Annotated in this window: 19 protein-coding genes; 4 read left to right on the top strand and 15 right to left on the bottom strand. The window is 34.6% G+C overall.

Going from position 1 to position 22,434, the window contains the following annotated elements; genetic code table 11:
- The first annotated feature begins 7 nt into the window (after positions 1 to 7).
- Both ABW637_RS05800 and ABW637_RS05805 read left to right on the top strand, forming a co-directional pair.
- Positions 8 to 1,846 carry a M56 family metallopeptidase gene (locus tag ABW637_RS05800; protein WP_367584453.1) on the top strand — a complete coding sequence of 613 codons (1,839 nt, stop codon included), beginning with the start codon at positions 8 to 10 and terminating at the stop codon, positions 1,844 to 1,846.
- Between the two features lie 119 nt (positions 1,847 to 1,965).
- Entirely contained in the window at positions 1,966 to 3,066 is a 1,101-nt protein-coding gene (locus ABW637_RS05805) for a DUF4407 domain-containing protein (protein WP_367583697.1), read from the top strand.
- A 94-nt stretch (positions 3,067 to 3,160) separates the two neighbouring features.
- Here the strand turns inward: ABW637_RS05805 and ABW637_RS05810 are convergent, their stop codons facing one another.
- The 5 genes from ABW637_RS05810 to ABW637_RS05830 form a co-directional block, all read right to left on the bottom strand.
- On the bottom strand, positions 3,161 to 4,405 hold the full coding sequence (locus ABW637_RS05810) for an NAD(P)/FAD-dependent oxidoreductase (RefSeq protein WP_367583698.1): 1,245 nt from the start codon (positions 4,403 to 4,405) through the stop codon (positions 3,161 to 3,163).
- Positions 4,406 to 4,745: 340 nt separating this feature from the next.
- Positions 4,746 to 5,756: a 4-hydroxyproline epimerase gene (locus ABW637_RS05815; RefSeq protein WP_367583699.1), complete on the bottom strand. Its 1,011-nt coding sequence runs from the start codon at positions 5,754 to 5,756 to the stop codon at positions 4,746 to 4,748.
- Complete coding sequence (locus tag ABW637_RS05820; protein ID WP_367583700.1) at positions 5,749 to 7,482, bottom strand: DUF885 domain-containing protein; 1,734 nt, start codon at positions 7,480 to 7,482, stop codon at positions 5,749 to 5,751. The genes ABW637_RS05815 and ABW637_RS05820 overlap by 8 nt, the downstream gene beginning before the upstream one ends.
- A 34-nt stretch (positions 7,483 to 7,516) precedes the next feature.
- Positions 7,517 to 9,100 (bottom strand): aldehyde dehydrogenase (NADP(+)), encoded by a 1,584-nt coding sequence (locus ABW637_RS05825; RefSeq protein WP_367583701.1) that lies wholly within the window; start codon positions 9,098 to 9,100, stop codon positions 7,517 to 7,519.
- Positions 9,101 to 9,136: 36 nt separating this feature from the next.
- Positions 9,137 to 10,054: a dihydrodipicolinate synthase family protein gene (locus ABW637_RS05830; RefSeq protein WP_367583702.1), complete on the bottom strand. Its 918-nt coding sequence runs from the start codon at positions 10,052 to 10,054 to the stop codon at positions 9,137 to 9,139.
- Positions 10,055 to 10,182: 128 nt separating this feature from the next.
- On the opposite strand from ABW637_RS05830, the gene ABW637_RS05835 reads away from it, so the two are divergent.
- Positions 10,183 to 11,046 carry an AraC family transcriptional regulator gene (locus tag ABW637_RS05835; RefSeq protein WP_367583703.1) on the top strand — a complete coding sequence of 288 codons (864 nt, stop codon included), beginning with the start codon at positions 10,183 to 10,185 and terminating at the stop codon, positions 11,044 to 11,046.
- Here the strand turns inward: ABW637_RS05835 and ABW637_RS05840 are convergent.
- The 10 genes from ABW637_RS05840 to ABW637_RS05885 all read right to left on the bottom strand — a co-directional run bounded on the left by ABW637_RS05840 (position 11,020) and on the right by ABW637_RS05885 (position 19,751).
- Complete coding sequence (locus tag ABW637_RS05840; protein ID WP_367583704.1) at positions 11,020 to 12,789, bottom strand: MutS-related protein; 1,770 nt, start codon at positions 12,787 to 12,789, stop codon at positions 11,020 to 11,022. The genes ABW637_RS05835 and ABW637_RS05840 overlap by 27 nt on opposite strands.
- Before the next feature lie 7 nt (positions 12,790 to 12,796).
- Positions 12,797 to 13,153, bottom strand: a complete 357-nt coding sequence (locus ABW637_RS05845) for an MmcQ/YjbR family DNA-binding protein (RefSeq protein ID WP_367583705.1) — start codon at positions 13,151 to 13,153, stop codon at positions 12,797 to 12,799.
- On the bottom strand, positions 13,153 to 13,773 hold the full coding sequence (locus tag ABW637_RS05850) for a DUF4230 domain-containing protein (protein ID WP_367583706.1): 621 nt from the start codon (positions 13,771 to 13,773) through the stop codon (positions 13,153 to 13,155). The genes ABW637_RS05845 and ABW637_RS05850 overlap by 1 nt, the downstream gene beginning before the upstream one ends.
- 1 nt (position 13,774) lies before the next feature.
- Positions 13,775 to 14,131, bottom strand: coding sequence for a DUF4260 domain-containing protein (locus tag ABW637_RS05855; protein WP_367583707.1), 357 nt, complete (start codon positions 14,129 to 14,131; stop codon positions 13,775 to 13,777).
- Positions 14,131 to 14,880 (bottom strand): cyclase family protein, encoded by a 750-nt coding sequence (locus ABW637_RS05860; protein ID WP_367583708.1) that lies wholly within the window; start codon positions 14,878 to 14,880, stop codon positions 14,131 to 14,133. The genes ABW637_RS05855 and ABW637_RS05860 overlap by 1 nt, the downstream gene beginning before the upstream one ends.
- Positions 14,881 to 14,889: 9 nt before the next feature.
- Positions 14,890 to 15,675, bottom strand: a complete 786-nt coding sequence (locus ABW637_RS05865) for a class I SAM-dependent methyltransferase (RefSeq protein WP_367583710.1) — start codon at positions 15,673 to 15,675, stop codon at positions 14,890 to 14,892.
- Positions 15,676 to 15,696: 21 nt separating this feature from the next.
- The gene (hemW, locus tag ABW637_RS05870) at positions 15,697 to 16,833 is read right to left on the bottom strand and encodes a radical SAM family heme chaperone HemW (RefSeq protein ID WP_367584454.1); all 1,137 of its coding nucleotides are present in this window, start codon (positions 16,831 to 16,833) and stop codon (positions 15,697 to 15,699) included.
- Positions 16,834 to 16,851: 18 nt separating this feature from the next.
- On the bottom strand, positions 16,852 to 17,409 hold the full coding sequence (gene ruvC / locus ABW637_RS05875; protein WP_367583711.1) for a crossover junction endodeoxyribonuclease RuvC: 558 nt from the start codon (positions 17,407 to 17,409) through the stop codon (positions 16,852 to 16,854).
- Between the two features lie 51 nt (positions 17,410 to 17,460).
- Complete coding sequence (locus ABW637_RS05880; protein ID WP_367583712.1) at positions 17,461 to 17,940, bottom strand: hypothetical protein; 480 nt, start codon at positions 17,938 to 17,940, stop codon at positions 17,461 to 17,463.
- 83 nt (positions 17,941 to 18,023) lie between these two features.
- On the bottom strand, positions 18,024 to 19,751 hold the full coding sequence (locus ABW637_RS05885) for a tetratricopeptide repeat protein (protein WP_367583713.1): 1,728 nt from the start codon (positions 19,749 to 19,751) through the stop codon (positions 18,024 to 18,026).
- Positions 19,752 to 20,209: 458 nt separating this feature from the next.
- On the opposite strand from ABW637_RS05885, the gene ABW637_RS05890 reads away from it, so the two are divergent.
- Positions 20,210 to 22,390, top strand: coding sequence for a family 16 glycosylhydrolase (locus tag ABW637_RS05890; protein WP_367583714.1), 2,181 nt, complete (start codon positions 20,210 to 20,212; stop codon positions 22,388 to 22,390).
- The last annotated feature ends 44 nt before the right edge of the window (positions 22,391 to 22,434 follow it).

A 22,434-nucleotide genomic window follows, 5' to 3' on the forward strand; every position in this document is an offset into this window, starting at 1 on the left:
TCTCTGCATGTTACTCCTATGGGGGTTCTATATACTTTTTTTAGAGCGAGAGAATATGCATTACACAAAAAGATTTTATCTGCTCTTTAGCTTGGTTTTTGCATGTACTATTCCGTTAATTACCTTTACATATACCACTAATATCTCGGTAGAACCAGAAATAATAGAAGCACCGTTAGCTGTGCCTGTGATTATGTCTGAGCAGGTTCCTGTGGTTACACCATCAATAGATTATCTTTCTCTACTATTGTGGAGTATATATGGTATTGGTGTCTTGATTTTTGGCTTTCGATTTATTAAAAATATTAAAAACTTAACTCAAAAAATTAATACTAATGAACGATTGAAAGAATCTTCACATATTAATGTCTTAGTCAGTGATACATTCGTTCCTCACACCTTTTTGAAATACATTTTCTTGCCTAAAAAAGAATACCAAGAAAAAAACATACCCAAAGAGGTATTGCTTCATGAGAAAACACATGTTATACAAAAACATACATTAGATATATTATTTGTTGAAATGTTGCAAATACTGTTTTGGTTTAATCCTTTATTATTCTGGATTAAGAAATCCATTAAATTAAATCATGAGTTTTTAGCAGACCAAACTGTTCTTAAGCGTCAATTTTCTTTACAAAACTACATGAACCTGCTCGTTACCTATCCAAACAACTCTAATCAAGTTGAGTTATCGAGTCCTATTAATTATTCATTAACTAAAAAACGAATCGTTATGATGTCAAAACAATTTTCTAAAACAAGAGCAGCAGCAAGACTGCTGCTGCTCTTACCTATTTTATTAGGCTGTATGCTATTATTTAATAATGAAATAGTGGCACAGCAAAAAAGTATAAATTATACTAAAACGATTCAGGATACGCACCCTGATAAAAAAATTAAAATTCGAGTTAAAAATGAGCAAATTACCCTAAATGGTACAGCTACAACCTTAGCAAATTTTGCAAGTGTTATTGACGAGAAGACAAAACAATGGAAAGACAATGAGCTTACCGAATTTCAGTTTGATATTCAGATTTTAGAATCAGACGATGGATTTGTCGAAAAACTTAACGATGAATATAGAAAAACACGATTATATAATGCCAACCCAGATGGCCATGATTTAATTCCGCCTGCGCCGCCAATACCCGAGATTCCAAATATAGAAATGGATGTTATCCCTTCTCCACCTCCAGCACCTAATGTAAAAGTAGAAAAGGATGTTATTATATCCCCTGCACCGCCAAAAACACCTTCTCCACCTGTATATCCTGATGTAGAAATTGATGAAATAGAAGAATATATAGAAGAAGCACGAATTGAAGCAGATCAAGCTAGAGAAGTGGCAGTACAAGCAGGAGCTATGGCTAGAGAAGAAGCACAGAGAAGACAAGAAGAGACAATGCGACATGTGTATATGGCAAGAGAACAAGCAGAACACGCTAGAGAGGCCGCCGAGCACGCCAGAGCACTTGCAATGGAAACTGCACATAGAGCACATGACAAATCTCATAGGCAAAGAGATTTAGCTATGAGACATGCAGAAATGTCTAGACTAGAGGCCGAGAAAGTAAGAGAAATGGCAATCCATGAAGCCAGAATTGCCAGAGAAGAAGTAATGCTGCATAGAGATAAAATAAGAGAAGAGGCAAGAGCTGCTGCCGAGGAAGCGCGAAAACAGGCAGAGAAAGTGCGTCGAGAGGTTTTAGAAGACACTCAAAAAATTAGAAAAGAAGCTCGTAAAGCTGCCGAAGCGGCTAGAAAAGAAGCACGCAAGGAAATGGAAAAAGCCAGAAAAAAAAGAGAAAAAGCAAGAAAGAAAGCTGAAAAAGAAAGAAATTGATACACAATCGATTATTTGATAATTTATAATAGCCAAAACTCCCTTCGGGGAGTTTTTTTATACAACATTTCGCTGTAAATCAGCGTTATAAATCTATTGTCAATCAAAACCCTTAGATCATGTTAAAACGTTTTTTTATTTTATGCTCCGGAGCAGATGCCGATATTTTGGTAGATAGTTCTAATGGAGAACAGAACAAATATGTAGGTATAGGAGCCACAGTATTCTTTACTGCAGTGATGGCCTTTATTGCGGCAAGTTATGCTTTGTATACCGTATTTGATAATTATTTTAGTGCCGTATTTTTTGGAATGATTTGGGGAGTGTTAATCTTCAATTTAGACCGATTTATTGTATCTACCATTAAGAAAAAGGATAGCTTTATCGATGAACTTTTACAAGCTTCTCCAAGGATAATACTGGCAATAATTATTGCTGTGGTGATTTCAAAACCTTTAGAGTTAAAGATTTTTGAGAAAGAAATTGATCGCGTATTACTCGAACAAAAGAATGATTTTACGCTTGCCAATAAGGAACAGATCGCTACACAATATACCCCTGTAATTACTGGAATAGATTCTGAAATTACTTCATTAAAACAAGAAGTGACGGCTAAAGAAACAGAGGTTAATACTTTGTACGATACCTATATTGCAGAAGCCGAAGGCCGTAAAGGAACAGAAATCCTCGGAAAAGGACCTGTATATAAAGAAAAACGGGAAAAGCATGATGCTTCTTTGACAGAGCTGGTTGGCTTAAAAAAGACAAATGCAGATAAGATTGCAGCATTAGAAACCCAAAAAGTACAATTAACAGCCGAATATGAAAACCAAGTAGTCACTTCGCAACCCATAATTGATAATTTTGATGGATTAATGGCTAGAGTAACGGCATTAAATGAATTACCATGGTTGCCTTCATTCTTTATCTTTTTATTGTTTTTGGCTATTGAAACGTCTCCGATTTTTGCAAAACTATTAGCTCCAAAAGGGGAATATGATTTTAAACTAGACGATATAGAAGGTGAGGTAAAAACCTGGGTTGCTCAAAAAGAAGGGCAACGTAGAGTGCTATTAGATACCGATCATACTATTAATGATAGAGTTTATGGTGATCTTACCGAGGAAGAAGAGTTATACGCCTACAAGAAGAAAATTGCACGAGAGATGATGAAAAAACAGCAAGATGCTTTTTATAAAAGACAAACCGGAATATTGTAACGATTATTATCCCAGCTGCTGGCTGGGATCTAAAATATTTAATTTTATGTGTTGTGGATTCCGGCCTACGCCGGAATGACAGCACAGCTAGTGTCTAAAACCTTCGATCGGGATGAAAGGCATCGAGGTTTAGAGATGTTTTTTTATCCGAGATAATTTCTGATACTAGTTTCCCAGTAGATGGCCCCATACTCCATCCCATCATGGCATGTCCCGTTGCGATAGTCAGGTTTTTACATGTGCCTGATTTACCAATATATGCCATTCCATCTGGAGAAACGGGTCTTAAACCACAAGCAGCATCGTCTTTTTCTTGTTTAGAGAGTTCAATATCTGGATAGTATTTATGTGTTGCATTGGCAATAGCTTCAACACGTACTTTATTAACCTTATGATTAATTCCTGCAATTTCCATAGTGCCTGCAAATCTTGTAAACCCTTGCATAGGCGTGATAGCAACTTTAGCTTCGGCTAATATGGTAGGCATGGTTATCCCTAAATTCCTTTCAGAATTAATCCGATACCCTTTTCCAGCTTCCAGCAATAGTTTAATTCCTAATTTTTTACTTAATAGATTAGACCAGGATCCAGCAGCTAGCACAAACTCATCAGCTTTGTATATTTTGTTTTTGGTTTGAACAGCTATTATTTTTTTACTTTCAACTGTGATATCATGTACCTTTTCATTTATTTGAAAGATAACTCCGGAAGCTTTCAAATATGCTTTCATTTCCTCCATAAATAGCTGGGGAGTAGTATGGCCATCACATTCATAATGTACAGCTCCTTTGGCGTTACATTGCACATTAGGTTCTATTTCTTTTAACTCATCTAATGAAAGTTCTCGTACTGGTAATCCTTCTTTTTGGGCAATTTTAGCCACACTCACTTCTTCTTCAAGCATTTTTTCGGTCTGGCAAAGCATTAACAACCCTTTTCGTTCTAATTGAAAATTAAACCCTTCCTCTTGTTTGATTTCAGAATACAAATCCCTTCCCATGATATTAATATCCTTAATGGCGGTAATACTACGTTCTACATTGTTTACCGAGCAAGATTTGTTAAATGCCCATGACCAACGCAAGAAATCTGCATTAAGACGAGGTTTAATAAACAAAGGGCTAGATGGGTTAAACATCCATTTTAAACCTTTTTTCATAACACCAGGTGCAGCTAAAGGGATAATATGACTTGGTGTTAGATATCCTGCGTTAACATACGAAGCTCCAAAATCCATTGTAGATTGATCGATTATAGTTACTTGATGCCCTTCTTTATGTAAATAATATGCAGAGCAAAGCCCAATGATTCCTCCTCCGATGATGATTACTTTTTTCAATTGCTTACTGTTTTAATGAAACAATGGTTTGACCGGTTGTGTATTTAAGAAAATTACCACATAAAAGCGTCAATTCAAGTATTTTGTTGCAATGAAATGAAGACAAAATGTACTTCGACAGGCTCAGCAGAGCTATCGAGAATAGCTTTTTTTACCAATAATCCTATTCTCGATACACTTCTCCCAAGGTCGAATCACTCGAATTGACGGATTTTGGCAAAAAAGCTCTAAATACATATTGGTTGATTTTATGCAATAATACTTTTAATTAAGTGATGTATTCTTTCTGGCTGTTAAAACTATTTTAATTCATTCACTACATCATTAAAACATTCATCATCTATATCACCTGAAACCCATGAGCGTATGGATCATCTTTGTCATCAATAATGATCGTGTTATACCCATACACTTTTGCCCATCCCTGGATACTAGGTACAATAGCTTTTTTATCTCCTAATTTGGTTTCTTTTTCAATTCTCCCTATAAATTTACTTCCTATAAAACTTTCATGAATAAATTCATCTCCTTTTTTCAATTTTTCTTTTGCATATAATTGAGCCATTCGTGCAGAAGTTCCTGTTCCACAAGGGGACCGATCTATTGCTTTTTCTCCGTAAAAAACAGCATTTCTCCCCGATGAGGTGGGATCAATCGGATCTCCTGTCCATAATATATGGCTAACATCTCTTATCGTCTCGTTTTCGGGATGGATAAAAAGATCGGGGTATTTTTTGTTGATACGTTCTCGAACTACTTGAGAATATTGAATTAATTTCCCGGCAGTAAAATCCTGTATCCCACTAAAATTTTCTTGTGGATCAACAATAGCATAATAATTTCCGCCGTAGGCAACATCAAAAATGATTTCTCCTAGGTCAGGACAATCAATAGTTAATCCTTCTGCAGCGAGGTAAGATTTTACATTTTTAAGTTTTACCCAATCTACTTTTTTATCGGTTTGTTGATATTCGATTTCTACTAAGCCAGCCGGTGCTTCCATTTTGATTTTTCCCGGAATTTTGGGTTGTATTAACCCTTCCTCAACCGCAATGGTGATAGTACCTATAGTGCCATGACCGCACATGGGTAAACAACCAGATGTTTCTATAAATAAAATAGCAAAATCATTCTTGGGGTCATGTGGTTCGAACAAGAAACTACCACTCATCATATCATGTCCGCGAGGTTCATACATTAATCCTGTTCTAATCCAATCATATTCTCTAATGAAATGTTGACGTTTTTCACTCATCGTTTTTCCGATAAGATTTGGGCGGCCTGTGGTCACTACTCTCACTGGGTTTCCGCAGGTATGTGCATCAATACATGTATAGGTGTTACTAGCCATTCTTTGTCTCTTCGATATAGGTGTTGATTCTGTTTTCTAAAATTGAAAGCGTTACTGTTCCTTGTTCCAGAATGATTTCGTGAAACTCTCGGATATCGAATTTGCTTCCTAACTCTACTTTGGCTTTTTTACGAAGTTCTCTGATTTTTAATTCTCCGATTTTATAGGATAATGCTTGTCCTGGCCAAGAAATATATCGATCAGTTTCTGTATGTACCTCATGCAATGATAAAGCGGTATTTGAAGCCATAAAATCAACAACCTGATCACGTGTCCATCCTTTTGCATGAATTCCTGTATCGACTACCAGTCGACAAGCTCGCCACATTTCATAAGTTAATTTTCCGAAGTGCTCATATGGTGTGGTATACATTCCCATTTCTTCTGCCAAAAACTCTGAGTATAATCCCCAGCCTTCTCCGTATGCCGATAAATATAAATCTTTTCTAAACTGCGGAATACTATCGCCTAACTCGTTATTTAAACTGCCTTGTAAGTGATGACCAGGAACAGCTTCATGTACTGTTAGTGATGGTAACGTATACAATGTTCTGCTTTTTAGATCATAGGTATTTACCCAATAATAACCAGGTTCATCGCTATCGGCTTCTGTTCCTACATATCGACCACCAGTATATTTAGGTGCAATAGCGTCTGGAACTGGAGCTACGCCATATGGTTTTCGGGGTAATGTCTTAAAGAACCGTGGTAATTGCTCATCGGCTCGTTTTGCCATATCTCGGGCGATCATTAGTAATTCTTCCGGAGTTTTAGCATAAAATTGCTCGTCGGTACGAAGAAATTTTAAAAAATCAGCAAAACTACCTTTAAAGTTAAGCTCCTTTATGATTTGCTCCATTTGCGCTTTTATCCTGGCAACTTCTTTTAATCCTATATTGTGAATATCATCTGCTGTATAGCTTGTACTAGTAGTATAAAAGTTGATTCTATTTTGATAGTAAGCTTCTCCATTAGGAGTTTGAGACACCCCTATAGTTGTTCTTGTTTTTGGTAAGTATTCAGTTTCAAAAAATGTTTTTATTCTTTTAAATTCTGGGACTACTTTGCTTTCTATAATCTCTTTTGCAGCACTAATTATTGAATCCTTTTGAGGTTGATGTATAGATTCTGGCAAATTTTTAAAAGGAGTATAAAAGTAACTTTCCTCTATATTGTCTACAATATGATCATTATAAGTAGATTCATATCCCTCAAAAATAACTTTTGGTTGCGAAACTCCTTTTTTAAGCCCTTCTCTTAGGTTTACAAAATGCTGATCAACAAATACAGGTATTGCACTAAGCTTGTTTAGGTACTTTTTAACCTGATCATAATTGGTAAATGGTCTCACCATATAGTTGAGATTGCTATGAAAACCAGAATCCGATAATAAAGGATTTAGATAGCGCTCGAAGACATAAAAATCGATAGTTTGTTGTAAAGTGAATTCTAATAGCTCCAAAGATATTTTATCGGTCTCTTTGAGTTGGTTTGCATCAATATTCTTTAGTTCTTCTATTTTTTCTTTTGCAAAATCAGCTTCTTGTTGGTAGTATTCTTTTGTGAAAAGACCTAAAGGGTATTTGTCTTCATCATATCCTTCACGGTCATCAGTTTCAGTAATGATTTCCTGAAGGCGATCTGCAGCAGTTTTTTCTATACTTTTTTCTGTACAACTAAAACTTAAGAGTAAGATGATGACCCCAATAATGTTGACGATTTTCATTTCTTGTAGCTATTAGAATTTAGTATGATTATATCTAGATTTTGCGTTGACTATGATTGCCATCTACCAATCTCGAAATACCTAATGGATTTTCATCTTTAAGCTCATCTGGTAATAAATCATTAGGCCAGCTTTGATAGCTAAATGGTCGCACCCAACGTTTGATAGAATGAATCCCAACCGCGGTAAATCTACTGTCTGTAGAAGCAGGATAAGGGCCGCCATGTAACATTGCAGGGCAGACTTCTACGCCCGTAGGAACACCATTAAAAATGATTCTTCCTACTCGATTTTGTAGTGCTTCAATTACTGAATTATATGTTGAAGCCTCTTCATTTTCTGCGAGGATAGTACCCGTAAGCTGCCCTTCTAGGTTCGAGATAATAGTTTCTAACTCCTTTGCAGTTGAACATTGTACTACCATAGAAAATGGTCCAAATATTTCTTGATGTAAGGTCGTGTTTTCTAAAAACGTTTTTCCTTCTACTTTGGTAACCGTTTGCCTGGCATGATTTATCATTATATCGCCATCATATTCGGCAGTAATGCTGATGCCTCTTTGTTGTAATGCCGTAGATCTGTTTCTTTCATAATTACCAATGATATTTGGATGCAACATGCAAGAAGGTTCGATTTTGACAATTTCGTAAGAAAGGATATCAATAAAATTATCTAAAGCTTCTCCTTTAATTCCTATAATTAAACCTGGATTGGTACAAAACTGCCCAGTTCCTAGTGTGATAGATTTAGCATAAGTTTTTGCCAAAGCCTCTCCTTGATTTTTGGTTGCTTCGGGTAAAAGAATCACCGGGTTTACACTTCCCATTTCTGCAAATACGGGTATCGGTTCTGGTCGTTGAGATGCTAAGTCAAACAATGCTCTACCTCCACGAATACTTCCTGTAAAACCTACTGCTTTTACTTTAGGATGTTTTACTAATTGTACACCAACATCAATTCCGGCGCTATTTAGATTAGAAAATACTCCATCTGGCATTCCTGTTTTTTGAGCAGCTCTATGAATTGCAGAAGCTACTAGCTCTCCCGTCCCAGCATGCATTGGGTGTGATTTTACGATCACAGGACATCCTGCAGCAAATGCAGCAGCAGTATCACCACCGGCAGTAGAATATGCTAAAGGAAAATTACTTGCGCCAAATACAACTACGGGCCCTAATGGCACCAACATTTTTCTGATATCCTGTTTAGGAATTGGGGTTCTTTCTAAATCGGCAGTATCTATAGTCGCCTCAACCCAAGAGCCTTCGGCTACTAATTCTGCAAACATTCGCAGTTGACCAATGGTTCTACCGCGTTCTCCTTTTGCTCTTCCTTGGGGTAGGCCAGTCTCAGAAATATATGCTTTAATTAAAATGTCGTCTAATGCCAGAATTTCATCTGCGATAGCATTTAGAAACGCTGCTTTTTTTGCTCCAGAAATATTTTTGAACGTTTTAAAAGCTTCAGAAGCCAATGTAACGGCTTTTTCTATTTCTTCTGCAGAAGCTTCATAAAAAATATGTTCATTTTCAATATTCAACTTAGGATTAAACGTTTTATAAGCCTTGTTTCCTTTAGCAGAAAGTTGATTTCCTATATAATTTTTACCCGTAATCATGGTCTTAGTGATTTAATGTGAAAGTAAGTCAATGAATTAATTCAAGGTTTTATAATCTGGTAAAATTGGCCTGGTTTTTAGCCCGTTTTCGATAATCTCTAATACCTTTTTGCGTTCTTCTCCAACCAACGGTAATCTTGGTGCGCGAACATTTTCGGTACCGATTCCTGTAGCTACCTCTGCCAATTTTATATTCTGTACTAATTTAGCATTTATGTCTAACTCTAGCAACGGTAAAAACCAACGATAAATTTCTAGAGCTTCTTTGATTCTTCCTGCTTTTTGAAGTTCATAAATGGCTACGGTTTCTGCTGGGAAAGCATCTACTAATCCAGCTACCCAACCATCGGCACCCATTAGTAAACTCTCTAAAGCAAGAGTATCTACTCCGGATAAGATTTTTAATCGATCTCCGAATCTATTTTTAATTCGGGTTACATTAGAAATATCCCTGGTGGACTCCTTTACTGCTTGTATATTGTCAAATTGTAATAACTCTTCGAACATGTCTAGAGTTACTTCAATTTTATAGTCCACAGGATTGTTGTAAATCATAATAGGCAGATCTGTACTTTTGGCAACTTCCTTAAAGTAGGTTACCGTTTCTCTATCTCCAGCTTTGTATCGCATAGGTGGAAGCATCATTAAACCACTAGCTCCATCCTCTTTGGCTTTTTTTGCAGCTTCAATTGCTCCTTTGGTAGTTTGCTCTGCAATATTGATAATAACAGGGACTTTGTTTTTAACAATTTTGACTGTGGTTCTTACCAGAATTCTTTTTTCTTCATCACTTAATGTGCTGGCCTCACCTAAGGTTCCACCTAATATAATACCATGTACGCCAGCTTCTAATTGTGCATTAATATTTACCTCGAACATTTTGAGGTCTAAAGTGTCTTGATCAGTGAATTTTGTAGTCACTGCAGGCATTACGCCTTCCCAATGTATTACCATATTTCATGTTTTGGTCAAAGATATTGTGAATAAAAAGGGTAAAATATCTGTAAATTACCTAATTGTGATACTATTTTACCTTTAAGATATAATTATATTAATTAATTGAGTAATATTGGTATAGTTTTATGAAAGCTTTACCATTTAAAATACCAAAATCGTCTACCGATACTCTCATTGTACAGGAAGATAAGGGCGCTATTTTTTATGATAAATTTCATCAACATGAAGAGGTTCAAATATCTCTTATTGTATCCGGGGAAGGGAGTTTAATTGTTGGGGATACGATTACCAATTATACAACAGATGACATCTTAGTTTTTGGAAGCCAGATTCCTCATGTTTTAAAAAGTGCTCCATCATCCACAAGATCTTATATGGTTTCAATTTTTTTTACTGAAAAATCATTTGGCAAAGGCTTTTTTGAATTATCTGAGTTTAATGATTTGTCTAATTTTTTTAATAGCCTATCGTATGGAGTAAAGGTTATTTCAGAAAAAAACCAGTTAAAAGAGCAATTTTTTATGCTATTAAAGCATAAAAACAGATTAGATCGTTTAATGATTTTTTTACAGGTTTTGAAATTGCTAAGTAAGGCCACGATCAAAACTATATCTTCTTCAATTACAAAGAATAATTATACCGATAATGAAGGAAAACGAATGGCAAACGTTTTTCAATTTGTTATGAATGGTTTTTACGGTGATATAAGCTTACAAGAAGTGTCTAACATTGCTAATATGACTCCCAATGCTTTTTGTAGATATTTTAAACAACGTACGAATAAAACTTTTTTTCAGTTTTTGACCGAAGTACGGATTGAAAATGCATGTCAAATTATCTCAAAAGAGCCGGATATAACAATAGCCGAGGCTTCATACTCTAGTGGGTTTAAGAATGTCTCTAATTTTAATAGAAAATTTAAGAAGATAAAAGGAGTTACTCCATCTAAATTCAGAAAAGATTTATACAATCCCCATCTTCTCCAGTAAGAAAGAAGCATTCATATTCTGGCAAATACCATCTTTAAATTTATAATCAAAATAAAGCTCATCATTAATAATTTGGGCATCAAAAAATCGATTCTTAACCTGGGGTAAGTCTGATGCGATTTCGCATAGACTTAGATCGTGAGTAGCAATAATTCCTGTAGCTTTGGCGGCTACTAATTTTTCTACAAATTTACGAGAACCGGCAGCTTTGTCCTTACTATTAGTGCCTTTTAGAATTTCATCCAGGATAATAAAATACTCATCATCTTCGAGTTTATCTACAATCTTTTTGAGTTGAGTAAGTTCTGAAAAGAAATAGGAAGCTTCATCGCTAAGCGAATCTGAAGTACGCATGCTAGAGATTAACTTCATAGGGCGATATTCGCAGGATTTTGCGCAAACAGGTAATCCTATATTAGACATAACTATCTGGAGTGCTACAGTACGTAAAAAAGTACTTTTACCCGCCATATTAGCTCCGGTTATGATAAAGAATTGTTCTCGGGCAATAGTAATATCATTATCTATTCTTTTTTGATTAGAAAGCATTGGATGCCCCAGTTTTTCTGCTTTTATTATGATATTTTCTGATGAAATATTTGGATATACGTAATCCGGATGATTGAAAGCGAAATTTCCTAATGAATTGTATGCATCAAAAAAAGCAATAACTTCAAACCATTGCTCTACTTTATCTTGATTTTTTGTAATCCATTGTTCGATACGGTAACTTTGAAGAATATCCCATAACATTAATCCATTAGCAAAGACACCAAACAGCATATTATTGCGCTGATCAAAAGCATTAAGAATACTGGCGAATTGTTTTAGAATAGTTGAAGCTTTTTCTTTTTCGTTAATGACTAATTGCTGCTTTTCTTGTAAAAAAGGAGAATCAAAATCGGTATTCTCAATTTTGTCTACAAGCTTGTAATATTGTTCAAAGGTATCTTTTACCAGATTGGATTCGCGATATAGTACATTAATCTTTTTAATTTGCGTCCCAGTAACACCAAGGCCTATAAAAAGCCAGATTAGGGACATATTAAATGTAATGCTATTTAGAAATAGCAATATCAGCATAACTACTGAGATTCCTGAAAAAACAAAAGGGAGAATCTTCATCATTTTGGGAACCCATGATGTATAATTTTGAAACCATTTTTGGATTACAGAAATAGAAACCGATACAGTTACCAAAGATGCAACAGCGCTAAATTCTTGTCGCCATTCGGGGAGCTTGGTTAGGTTTTTTATGGCACCTTGCTTTTGTTCAATATCTAGAATTGAATTAGCGGTAAGAATTGAAGCTAATTTGTTTTTTCCAGCCAGAGTAGCTGTGCGATTCGCATACTGAAAGAAAGACTTATGACCAAACAAATCTATATCATGACTATAGGTATGTGATGGATCTATAAATTCTTTTCCGGCATTAAGAGTACTGATATCATCTTTAAAAACAGCTAACTCTAATTGATTAATTTGTATAAGTTTTGTTAGCTTGTCTTTAGTATAGGTCAGATTACTGTGTCTAGTTACCAGAAAAATAAAAGCAATACTACCTAATACGATACTACCCATTATGATTTGAGTATTGGGGTAGCCAAAGTATAGTATTATAATAGAGGCAAGGAAAACTAATAATCGTACTGTACTTGAAACAGCTAACTGACGTTTTACTTTTTTTAAAGATGTAGTATGTAGAGATATTTGTTCTCTATAATATTGATGAGGGTTATTCATATAAAAATCAAAGATTTTCTAATTCTTGCTTTAGCTTTTTGGTTAGACTGTTCACTACCAGGTCATAAGAATGATCAATCAATTCTAATAACATATCAGTCGCCAAAGTGCCAGAAAAGTTAACAGTATTCCAATGTATTTTACTCATGTGGTATCCAGGAGTAATTTCGGGATGGTATTCACGAAGTTCTGTAGCTCGATCAGGATCACATTTTAGATTTACACTAAAAGGAATTCTGTCAAGTCCTGTTAAGGCAAACATTTTTCCCATTACTTTAAACACCAATGTGGTCTCATCAAAAGGAAACTCCTCTGTAACTCCTTTTTTTGCCAGACAATATTCTCTATACGTTTCAACATTCATTAGTATTCTAACTCTTTTGTGTCTTTGTTATTGTTGTCGAGCTCCAATGCAGAATAGTCTAATGTCCATCCGATAGATGCTGCCAGGGTTTCCATTAAAGAAATGGCTGTTAATGCTTCATGTTTGGCCGATTCCATTAAACCGCTTTGTGGGATTTTATCTTTGATAAATTGTTTGGCTTCTTTGTTAAGCTCTGTAAGATCAGAAGATGTAAAGGGATTAAGCCAGCCTTCTTTTTTATCGTAATACTTAAAATCGGTTTCGATGGTTAAGAGTTTTGGTTTCGGAAAATGAGTAAGAATAATACGTTTTTTCTTAGTATCACTTTCTAACTTCACTTTAGATAAATCAAAGCCAACATAGGCTTTAGCATCGATTAGAATCAATGCTTTTTTGGTTCCTGTAAGTAGATTAAAAAACTTTTCTTTTACACTTTCATAATGATAAATCTCGGCAAAATCTCCTTCAACTGTTACCAGTTTACAAACACTTTTGATTTTTTCCATAAGAACTGTCGATTGAGTTTTTATGGCAGACTTGTTTTTTACGGCACTAAATCTTGCAAAGATAAAGTAAGCTAAAAGGGCACCTCCCAAAAGTCCTATAAACAATAATTCCATTCTAATTCGTTTTTCCTATTTCACCAAGATGTGTAAATTTAAAACCTTTTTCGTATTTCAAGCCATATCCAAGAAGTCTATCAAAGGATGAATGTGCAAAAAGAATAATTCCAAAAAGTTGAAGCATTTCATTGGATATATACATACCTATTAAATACACTAAAATTGCCAATCCTTTATGATGAAATATATTATAGATAAATGCTCCGGTTTTATTGTTGAAAACGTAACCTAGCATTCCAATATCGGGAACTAAAAACAAAGCAAGAAACAACCACCAGGGATACGATAGTAAACTAAATAAATATATACCCAGTCCAAGCATTGCAATTTCTTCAAGTTGTAATGTTATTTTCATTATTTCATTATTTCATATAAAATAGGCTTACTAGGGGTCGCATCGTTTACAAAGGAAGCGATTTGAAGATTCAAAACATAAGTGCCATCCTCGATTTTGTTTTCAACATAAATCAATTCTGTAATAGTGGCCTGATAACGTATTGCTTCAGGGTAATTCCAGAATGCTTTATGTGCTAATAATTTACCATTGTCTTTTTCTTTGTCTACAGACGGCAGATCAATTAATAAATGATCGATGTTTAATTCTCTGATATATGCAGCCGCTTCTTCGGTTAGATATGCCCAATTAGAATGCGAATACTGCGTGTTTAGTTTATCTTCTTTATTTGGCAATGTTCTTATCACCAAAGCTTCGTTGTTTTTAGAAATAATCGCATCTTTTATTTGTGTTTTAGTAATCACAAAATCATCTCCCTGTTTTTTGGGCCGAATAGTAATGACTTCGGCTATAAAAAAGAATTGTTTCAAACAATCATTGATGCTATAAAACTCGTTGGTAATATGTCCTACACATTCGGTATGCGTACCATGACCATGTGGATTAAATGTTATATTGTTGAAATTTGTCGAAGCACCTTCAGAAACTTTTCCTATCCAATCTCCATTCGTTACAGGTTCTATTTTTGGAGCATCGATATACCATGCGTTTACATTTTCTTCGGAAGCTCTTAAAGGGATAGATATATCTAAAGGTTTGGATAGGTCGATTGTATAGGATGCCTTGTTATATTCTAAAGTGGTAATCATAAAATAGTATCACGCTTTTTTGACAGTTATAAAAAGATAATCTCCCTCTGTATTTTCATATTTTTTGATGATAGTCTTAATCTTTCCCGAAGCAATATCTTTGTGTAATGCTTTTAACCCTTGTTCAACTTCTTCTGTATTGGCCAAAGATGAGAAAGATGATATTCCTTGTCGCACTTTGGGTTGTAGATATAGAGAAGGGTTATGTTTTCCAGAATAGAGAAAAAGGTCTTGTAAGTCAGGCTGAATAAAGTATTTTTCGGTATCCTTTATTCTTAAATTATTTCTTTCTAGGCTCGATTTGATATCGTTATATGCAGGCATTTGAATTAAGGAATCGGTCATCATTTTTGGGAAGTAGTGATTAAGCCAGTACCCCCTCATTTGAGTAGGAGTTGAGGTGAAAATTACAGTAGTACCATTAGGTTTTAATATTCTGTTTAATTCTTTGAAACCTTGATTAAGATCTTGCCAATGATGAAGTGTCAGGCTTGCAATGATTCCGTTAACACTATCTGAGGCCAGTTCTATTTTTTCGGCTTTCCCAATTTTCCAGGTTATAGCATCATGCTGATTTTTTGCCTTTTCAAGCATCTTATCCGAGGGATCAATGCCAATAAATTGATATCCTTTTTTGGCAAATTCTGAAGTATAATTACCCGTTCCACATCCAATATCAAGATACATTTCTTTGGGAGTTGGATTCAATAGAGACCGTAGTCGATTAAAAAGATAAGGATCTGCTTTTCTGGTGGTATTATAATTAACCCCAATAATGTCATATTTTTCTTGCATAACCCCTTTTTAATATCAAAATCACTCTAAATTTACTAAGAAAAGGTCACTTGCAATACCATCGCTCAAAAATTTTCCTTTTTTGGTCACTTGTATCGTGTTATCATCCAAAAATAAAAGATGTTCTTCTAAATGTTTTTGTGCTTGTTGTAGAAGATACTTCTTGTATTTTTTTCCAAAATCTTGTTCTATTTTTTGCAGAGAAACTCCCCAAATTGTTCGCAATCCAGTCATAACATATTCGTTATATTGATCGGTAACGGTTAAGTTTTCAATTTCCTTCGGAAGTTCATTTTGCGCTAATGCCTGAATGTACTTTGCATTATTTTTGATATTCCAACTGCGTTGTTTTCCATTATAAGAATGCGCAGAAGGGCCAATCCCCAGGTAGTGTTTACCTTGCCAATATGCCGTATTATTTTTACTGAAGAATCCTTCTTTACCAAAATTCGACAATTCATAATGGGAAAAACTTTCATTTTCTAAAGTTTCTACCAAAATTTCGAAATGTTTTTGAGCCAGAACATCATCCACCGGAGCGATTTCTCCTTTTTCGATTAGCTTGGGCAAAGCAGTGTTAGGCTCAACCGTTAACGCATAACACGAAATATGAGGAACTCCAGAATCCAGAGCGAGTTGAATGTTTTGTTTCCAGCGTTCTATAGACATGTTGGGAATACCGTAAATCAAATCAATCGAAATATTATCAAAATATCGAGTAACAAGGGATAAGCAATTCATGGCCTCTTGGGCGTTATGAGCTCTATTCATGAGTTTAAGGTCTTCTTCAAAAAAAGACTGAATACCAATGCTTAAGCGATTAACTTGACTTACAGCCAGTGCTTCAATTTTTTCTTTCGTGAGATCATCGGGGTTTGCTTCGAGGGTTATTTCGACCTCTTTGGATACGGTATAGTTTTTATAAACGGTTTCAATAATAAATGACAGTTCGTTAATAGATAACACAGATGGTGTTCCTCCGCCAAAATAAATCGTATGAATAGTTTTATGATTAGCTATTTCAGAAGATCTTAATTTAATTTCATTACATAGTGCGATAACCATTTCATCTTTTTTCTTCATCGAAGTCGAAAAATGAAAATCGCAATAATGACATGCTTGCTTGCAGAAGGGGATATGAATATAAATACCGCTGATGATCTTAGATTTTAAACATTATTTTTTGACTCTCTTCTCATTTTGTTTTACAAAAGCGGCCCAACCGCTATAACTCTTACCCACAATGTCTGCTCGCCCCATATTATAAAAATGACAAACTGCAGCAGCCAATCCATCAGTCGAATCCAGATTTTTAGGCAATGTTTTGATTTTTAACAAACTTTGAAGCATTTTGGCAACTTGTTCCTTACTGGCATTACCACTACCTGTTATTGCCATTTTGATTTTTTTCGGAGAGTATTCGGTAATTGGTACTTCTCGACTTAACCCAGCTGCCATTGCGACCCCCTGGGCTCTACCTAATTTTAGCATAGATTGTACATTCTTGCCAAAAAAAGGAGCTTCGATCGCAATTTCATCGGGATGATAGGTGTCGATAAGTTCTATGGTACGTTCAAAAATGAGTTTCAATTTTAGATAATGATCATCATATTTACCCAATTGAAGTTCGTTTAACTGTAAAAAAGACATTTTTTTATTTTGAACTTTGATAAGCCCAAACCCCATAATAGTTGTACCTGGGTCGATACCTAATATAATTTTTTCGTCGCTCAAGATTGGATTTTTTGTATTACAAAGCTACATAAATCAAACTAAGCAATAGGCTTACTCTATTCTAATTACAATAGGTAGTTTATAACGCGCAGTTACAGGGGTGCTTCGTGTATGGGCAGGCTCTATTTTTGGTAGTGTTTCGATTCCTTTTGCAAGTGTGTCTTTTAAATTTGGGATCTCTATTTCGATAGTACTTGGCAGTTCAAAATCTTCTAAAATGATTTTACTGTCTTTTGTAATTAATAGAGGAACCCAAATCGTATCATTAACAGGTTGTTTTATTTTAATGATATATTGCGCAAGATAATCTTGAATATGCTTTGTTATTGTGTTTTGAAAACATTGCTCCAGCTCTTCTTCGGGTTTTTCTTTACAGATTTCGAATAGTGGGGGCTGTTCAACTTCATTCCAATTAAGTTTGTCTAACCCTTCTTTTACAATTTCCTCTTTGTTCTCTTTCTTAAGAATAAAGCCATCACAGGAAAGCAAGGTAAAAGCTAATAACCCGATATACAATTTTCTCTGATTCATGATCCATAAACAATTTCGGATTGCCAAGCTACATAAAATTTTTAGAGCATGAAAACTGATTTTCAAATAGTAACTAATGAAAATTATGCAATTTTGTTTTGCAAATGATCTTTCAAAGAAACATCTTCGGGGATATTCATTTTTTTCTTTAGTCGTTTTCTTGCCATTTTGATAGCATGCGTAGAAACGCTTAGTAATTGAGCAGATTCTTTAATAGACAAATTGAGTTTCATTAAAAGGCAATGTCTTATATCATTCGTTGATAATTCGGGAAAAGAAGTATTTATTTGAGCCGTTATTCCTGGGTATTGTGATTCTATGCGATCTTTTAAAACGGTAAGATCAGACGTAGAAGAGATAAAGCGTTCTAATCTTTTATCTACCTCTATCATCTCTTCTCTATTATTATATTTTATAGCCGAAGATAAATTCTTTTTTATGTACGAAAGCTTATTTAACCTTTCATTTACCGATATCATTGTTGCCAAAAACTCTTCTTCTCTCCTTTGTAAATGATTTTCTAGAATCTTTTTTTCGTTTTCTTTTAACAACTCTATCTGCTGTTCACTTTTGTTGTATTTTCTATAAAGGATTATAGACAATAGTACAAATGAAAGACTTAAAAACCCAATGGCAAGAGAAATGATATATAGTTCTTGTTTTTCGGTTTTGTAGATTAAAATGTCGTTGTCTTTGGTTAAAAGATCATTTTTATATTCTTCTTCAATCAACTGTATTTTTCCTTCAGATATTTTCGAAATATCTTCATTTCGACGATGATAAAGACTGTCGATTAGAGTACCATATTTTTGGTAATAACCTACCGAATTATCCCAGGATTCCATTTTTTGATATATTGCTCCAAGATTTTTATACGAGAAGGCTATATCTATTGCATTGTCTGGGTTTTGAAGAATTACATTCTTAAAATGTAGAATGGATTCTTCTAGATTATCCAATGAGTTGTATATTTTACCCAATACCAAAGCATTTGTTGCTGCATATGCGCTTAATTCGGGTTTGTTATTTATTATTTTCTTTGCTTCTAGCGCTTTTTCTAATGCAATTTCATAATCCCCAATGTTTCTGTATGCTTCGGCAATTGAGGTGATCAAGTAACTTATTTCCCCTTTTTTTTCTGAGTTTTGAATGCTTTCTAAATTAGCATTCCACCAGTTGATTGCTTTTCCATATTCTTTTTTATCAAAATATGCACTAGCCAGATTAGTGTATAGCTGGTATTTTAGGTCTTCCTGATTAATAACAGTCGGGTCATCTAATAACTCTTTTGCATAGGCCAAAACTTTATCCGGCTCACCTAGGGCCAAATGACAAATTAGCATATTCATTTTGGTAATAAGAGTTGACTTTTTGTCTTCCTGTTTTATATTTATTTTATGTGCTTTGTGATAATATTTCAAAGCTTGATAATGTAGCTCTTGGTTACTCAAAATAGAAGCCTTGTTATTATAAATATAAGCCAGCGCATATTCTAAATCTGGATGTTGTTTTATAAGTTTTTCACCACTACCATAAACAATATTGGCACTGTCGATCATAGAGTTGTTGGTATAATAAATTCCCAGATTGACATATCCTCGTAATTCTCCCTTTGGATAATTTATGTTTTGAGATAATGTTATCAATTCCTTTAATAAATCTCCATTTCCTATAAGATCTTTTTTGGCAATTTCAAATAAGCTGTCAATATATTTAATTTGATTTTTAGAATCCCGTGAGCCTTGGCAAAATGAGGGATTGGGGTTTTGCAGTAGTGTAAATGCAAGAATCCAGTAGGCTAAATATTTCACATTAAATGGGGTTAGTTAGTATTATTTTATGCTAAGGTTTAAAATAAAAAATAGTACGCTGTTTGTATTCTTTTTTTATCCAATGTACACCTAATGTACCCTTGATAAAAGCAGATTTACTCGTTTTAATACATGAACTTTATTGATATAGTTAACGCTAAAATTTTAATAATAATCTATATGAATAAATAAAATATATGATTTTTTGATTTGATCGTCAAAAATCGGCTTTACACAAACTAACGCAAACTCAATTATGAAAACATTACTACTTAGGCATACTTCATTGCCCAGAACTCTTCGATTAACAAATTTTCAATCGTCTTGTATTTATCGTATGTGTATCTGACATAGTCACTCTATGTTACTAAAGGATGCTCAATTTTGATTGCCTGAAAACTCAGGGGATCTTAATCCGTTGTAAAATTAATTACCAATAAATCAAAAATAACCCTATCATGAATTGTATGAAAAATCTATTTTCGATACTGATTTTTTGTGTCGCAATAACCTATTTAAATGCTCAAACCCCAACTCCTCCGAATGGTAAAAAATGGGAAAAAATAAATGAACTTTCAGATGAATTTAATGGAACCTCTCTTAATACTGCCAAATGGGCAATAAATTCTCCTCAATGGGAAGGTAGACGACCCGCTAGGTTTGAAGAATCATCGGTATCTGTTTCAGGTGGGAACCTTAAAATTTCAGCCTCTAAAAAATCAAACCCATCCAATGGATGGACTCATAATGGAGGACTGGTAAGATCAAAAATAAAAAATCTATATGGTTACTATGAAGCACGAATGAAAGCTAATAAAACTTTTATGTCTTCAACTTTTTGGCTTATTAATAAAAAAAATGAAGGTTCTGGCTGTGATATAAGAACAACAGAATTGGATATTACTGAAACCGTTGGGGTTAATTCTGGTAATGCTAATTGGATTAATACGATGATCAAAAGTATGAATTCGAATACACATAGTAGAAATACCAATTGTAACAGTACACCGGTCGGACAAAAAGGGGGCAAAGCAGAACTTGGCCGTCAATCCTGGCAGGGCTATCATACCTATGGCGTATGGTGGAAAAATAAAAACGAAGTACTATTTTATTTAGACGGAAAACTTGTAAATACAATTACCCCTCCAGCAGATTTTGATTTGCCAATGTATCTACGTATGGTAGTAGAAACATATGATTGGAATCCACCAAAAGCAGGACAAGACGGGATGAACGATTCTGCTGCTAATCGTACCACATATTACGATTGGGTACGGTCATATAAATTGGTCGATGATAATGGAAATGGAGGAGTAGACAAAGTAGGATTTAAAAATGCTCCAACTACTATTGCTCCTCAAACCAGTTATACCTTCAATATTGATTATGAAGCATCAGATAATAGAGAAATAGTTGTAGAATTTTGGTCTGCTACCAGTTGGATTGCACAGCAAAAGGAAATAGTGGTCAAAGGAAAGGGTACAAAGTCGATTACAGTTACTTTACCAGCTTTACCTACTACAGGACCTGGATATATGTATAAGACACATATTAGACCCATGGGTACGACTTGGAGAGAAGCTATTGATAGAGATCAGATCGATAATGTTGTTGTAGAAGATGCTACGATATTCAATGATGAAATAACTTTTAAAAACCCTTCAACTACAATAAATCCAGCAAGATCGTACACTTTTAATATGCAATATTCTGCATCTGTTGATCGTGAAATTCTAGTAAGCTTTTGGAAAAACAATACATGGATAGCTAGCAAAGTAGAACGGGTTAGTGAAGGCTCTGGTATTAAATCAATCACTGTAAGTTTACCTTCCCTTCCTACTGCAGGAAATGGATATGCTTATAAATCCCATATTCGTCCTATAGGAACCAATTGGCAACAAGCTTTGGATACAGATGCGATTACCAATGTAACTATTGTAGAAGTGATAACTCCTCCTTCTACAGAGCAATTAATTACCAATGGCACTTATTTTATTACTTCTAGTCAAAATGATCAACGACTTTTATCCAGAGGTTTAGAGAATCATAGTGCCAGAATGCATGATCCTGGAAGTTATGATGATCAACGTTGGATTTTTACCCACCTAGGAGATAATCTGTATACTATAAAAAATAAAGGAACTAATAGGTTTTTAGAAGTGCCTTATGCCCAATGCGGTAACGGTAATAATGTGGCGACCTATACAAGTGCCGGTGGTAATCATCAAAAGTGGAAAGTTATAAAGAATGGGAATGTATATTCCTTTAAACCTGTGCATTGTCAGAATGTAGCTTTGGATAGAGCAGCTGGGGCAATTAATGCCAATGTGCATACATGGGGATATAGTACTAATAACAATAATCAAAAATGGAATATAACACTATCATCTGGTAGTCGAAGTGTAACTACTGAAGCTTCCAAAGAAAACAAAATTGATCTATATCCAAATCCTGCCTCCGAAGTAATTCGTGTTCAAGGTGTACAATCAAATACTAGAGTGAAGGTGTTAGATTTTTATGGGAAGGTAGTAATCACAGCAAAATTAAACGGTAATTCTTTACAAATAGATGAACTACCAAGTGGAATCTATTTTTTACATACCGAAAAAGGAATAAGAACAAAGTTTGTAATAGAATAAGGATGGAGATGGGTGTCTGAACGGCAATCATAGTTATTGAGTTT

This window comes from Aquimarina penaris, assembly GCF_040786285.1.
GTDB lineage: Bacteria > Bacteroidota > Bacteroidia > Flavobacteriales > Flavobacteriaceae > Aquimarina.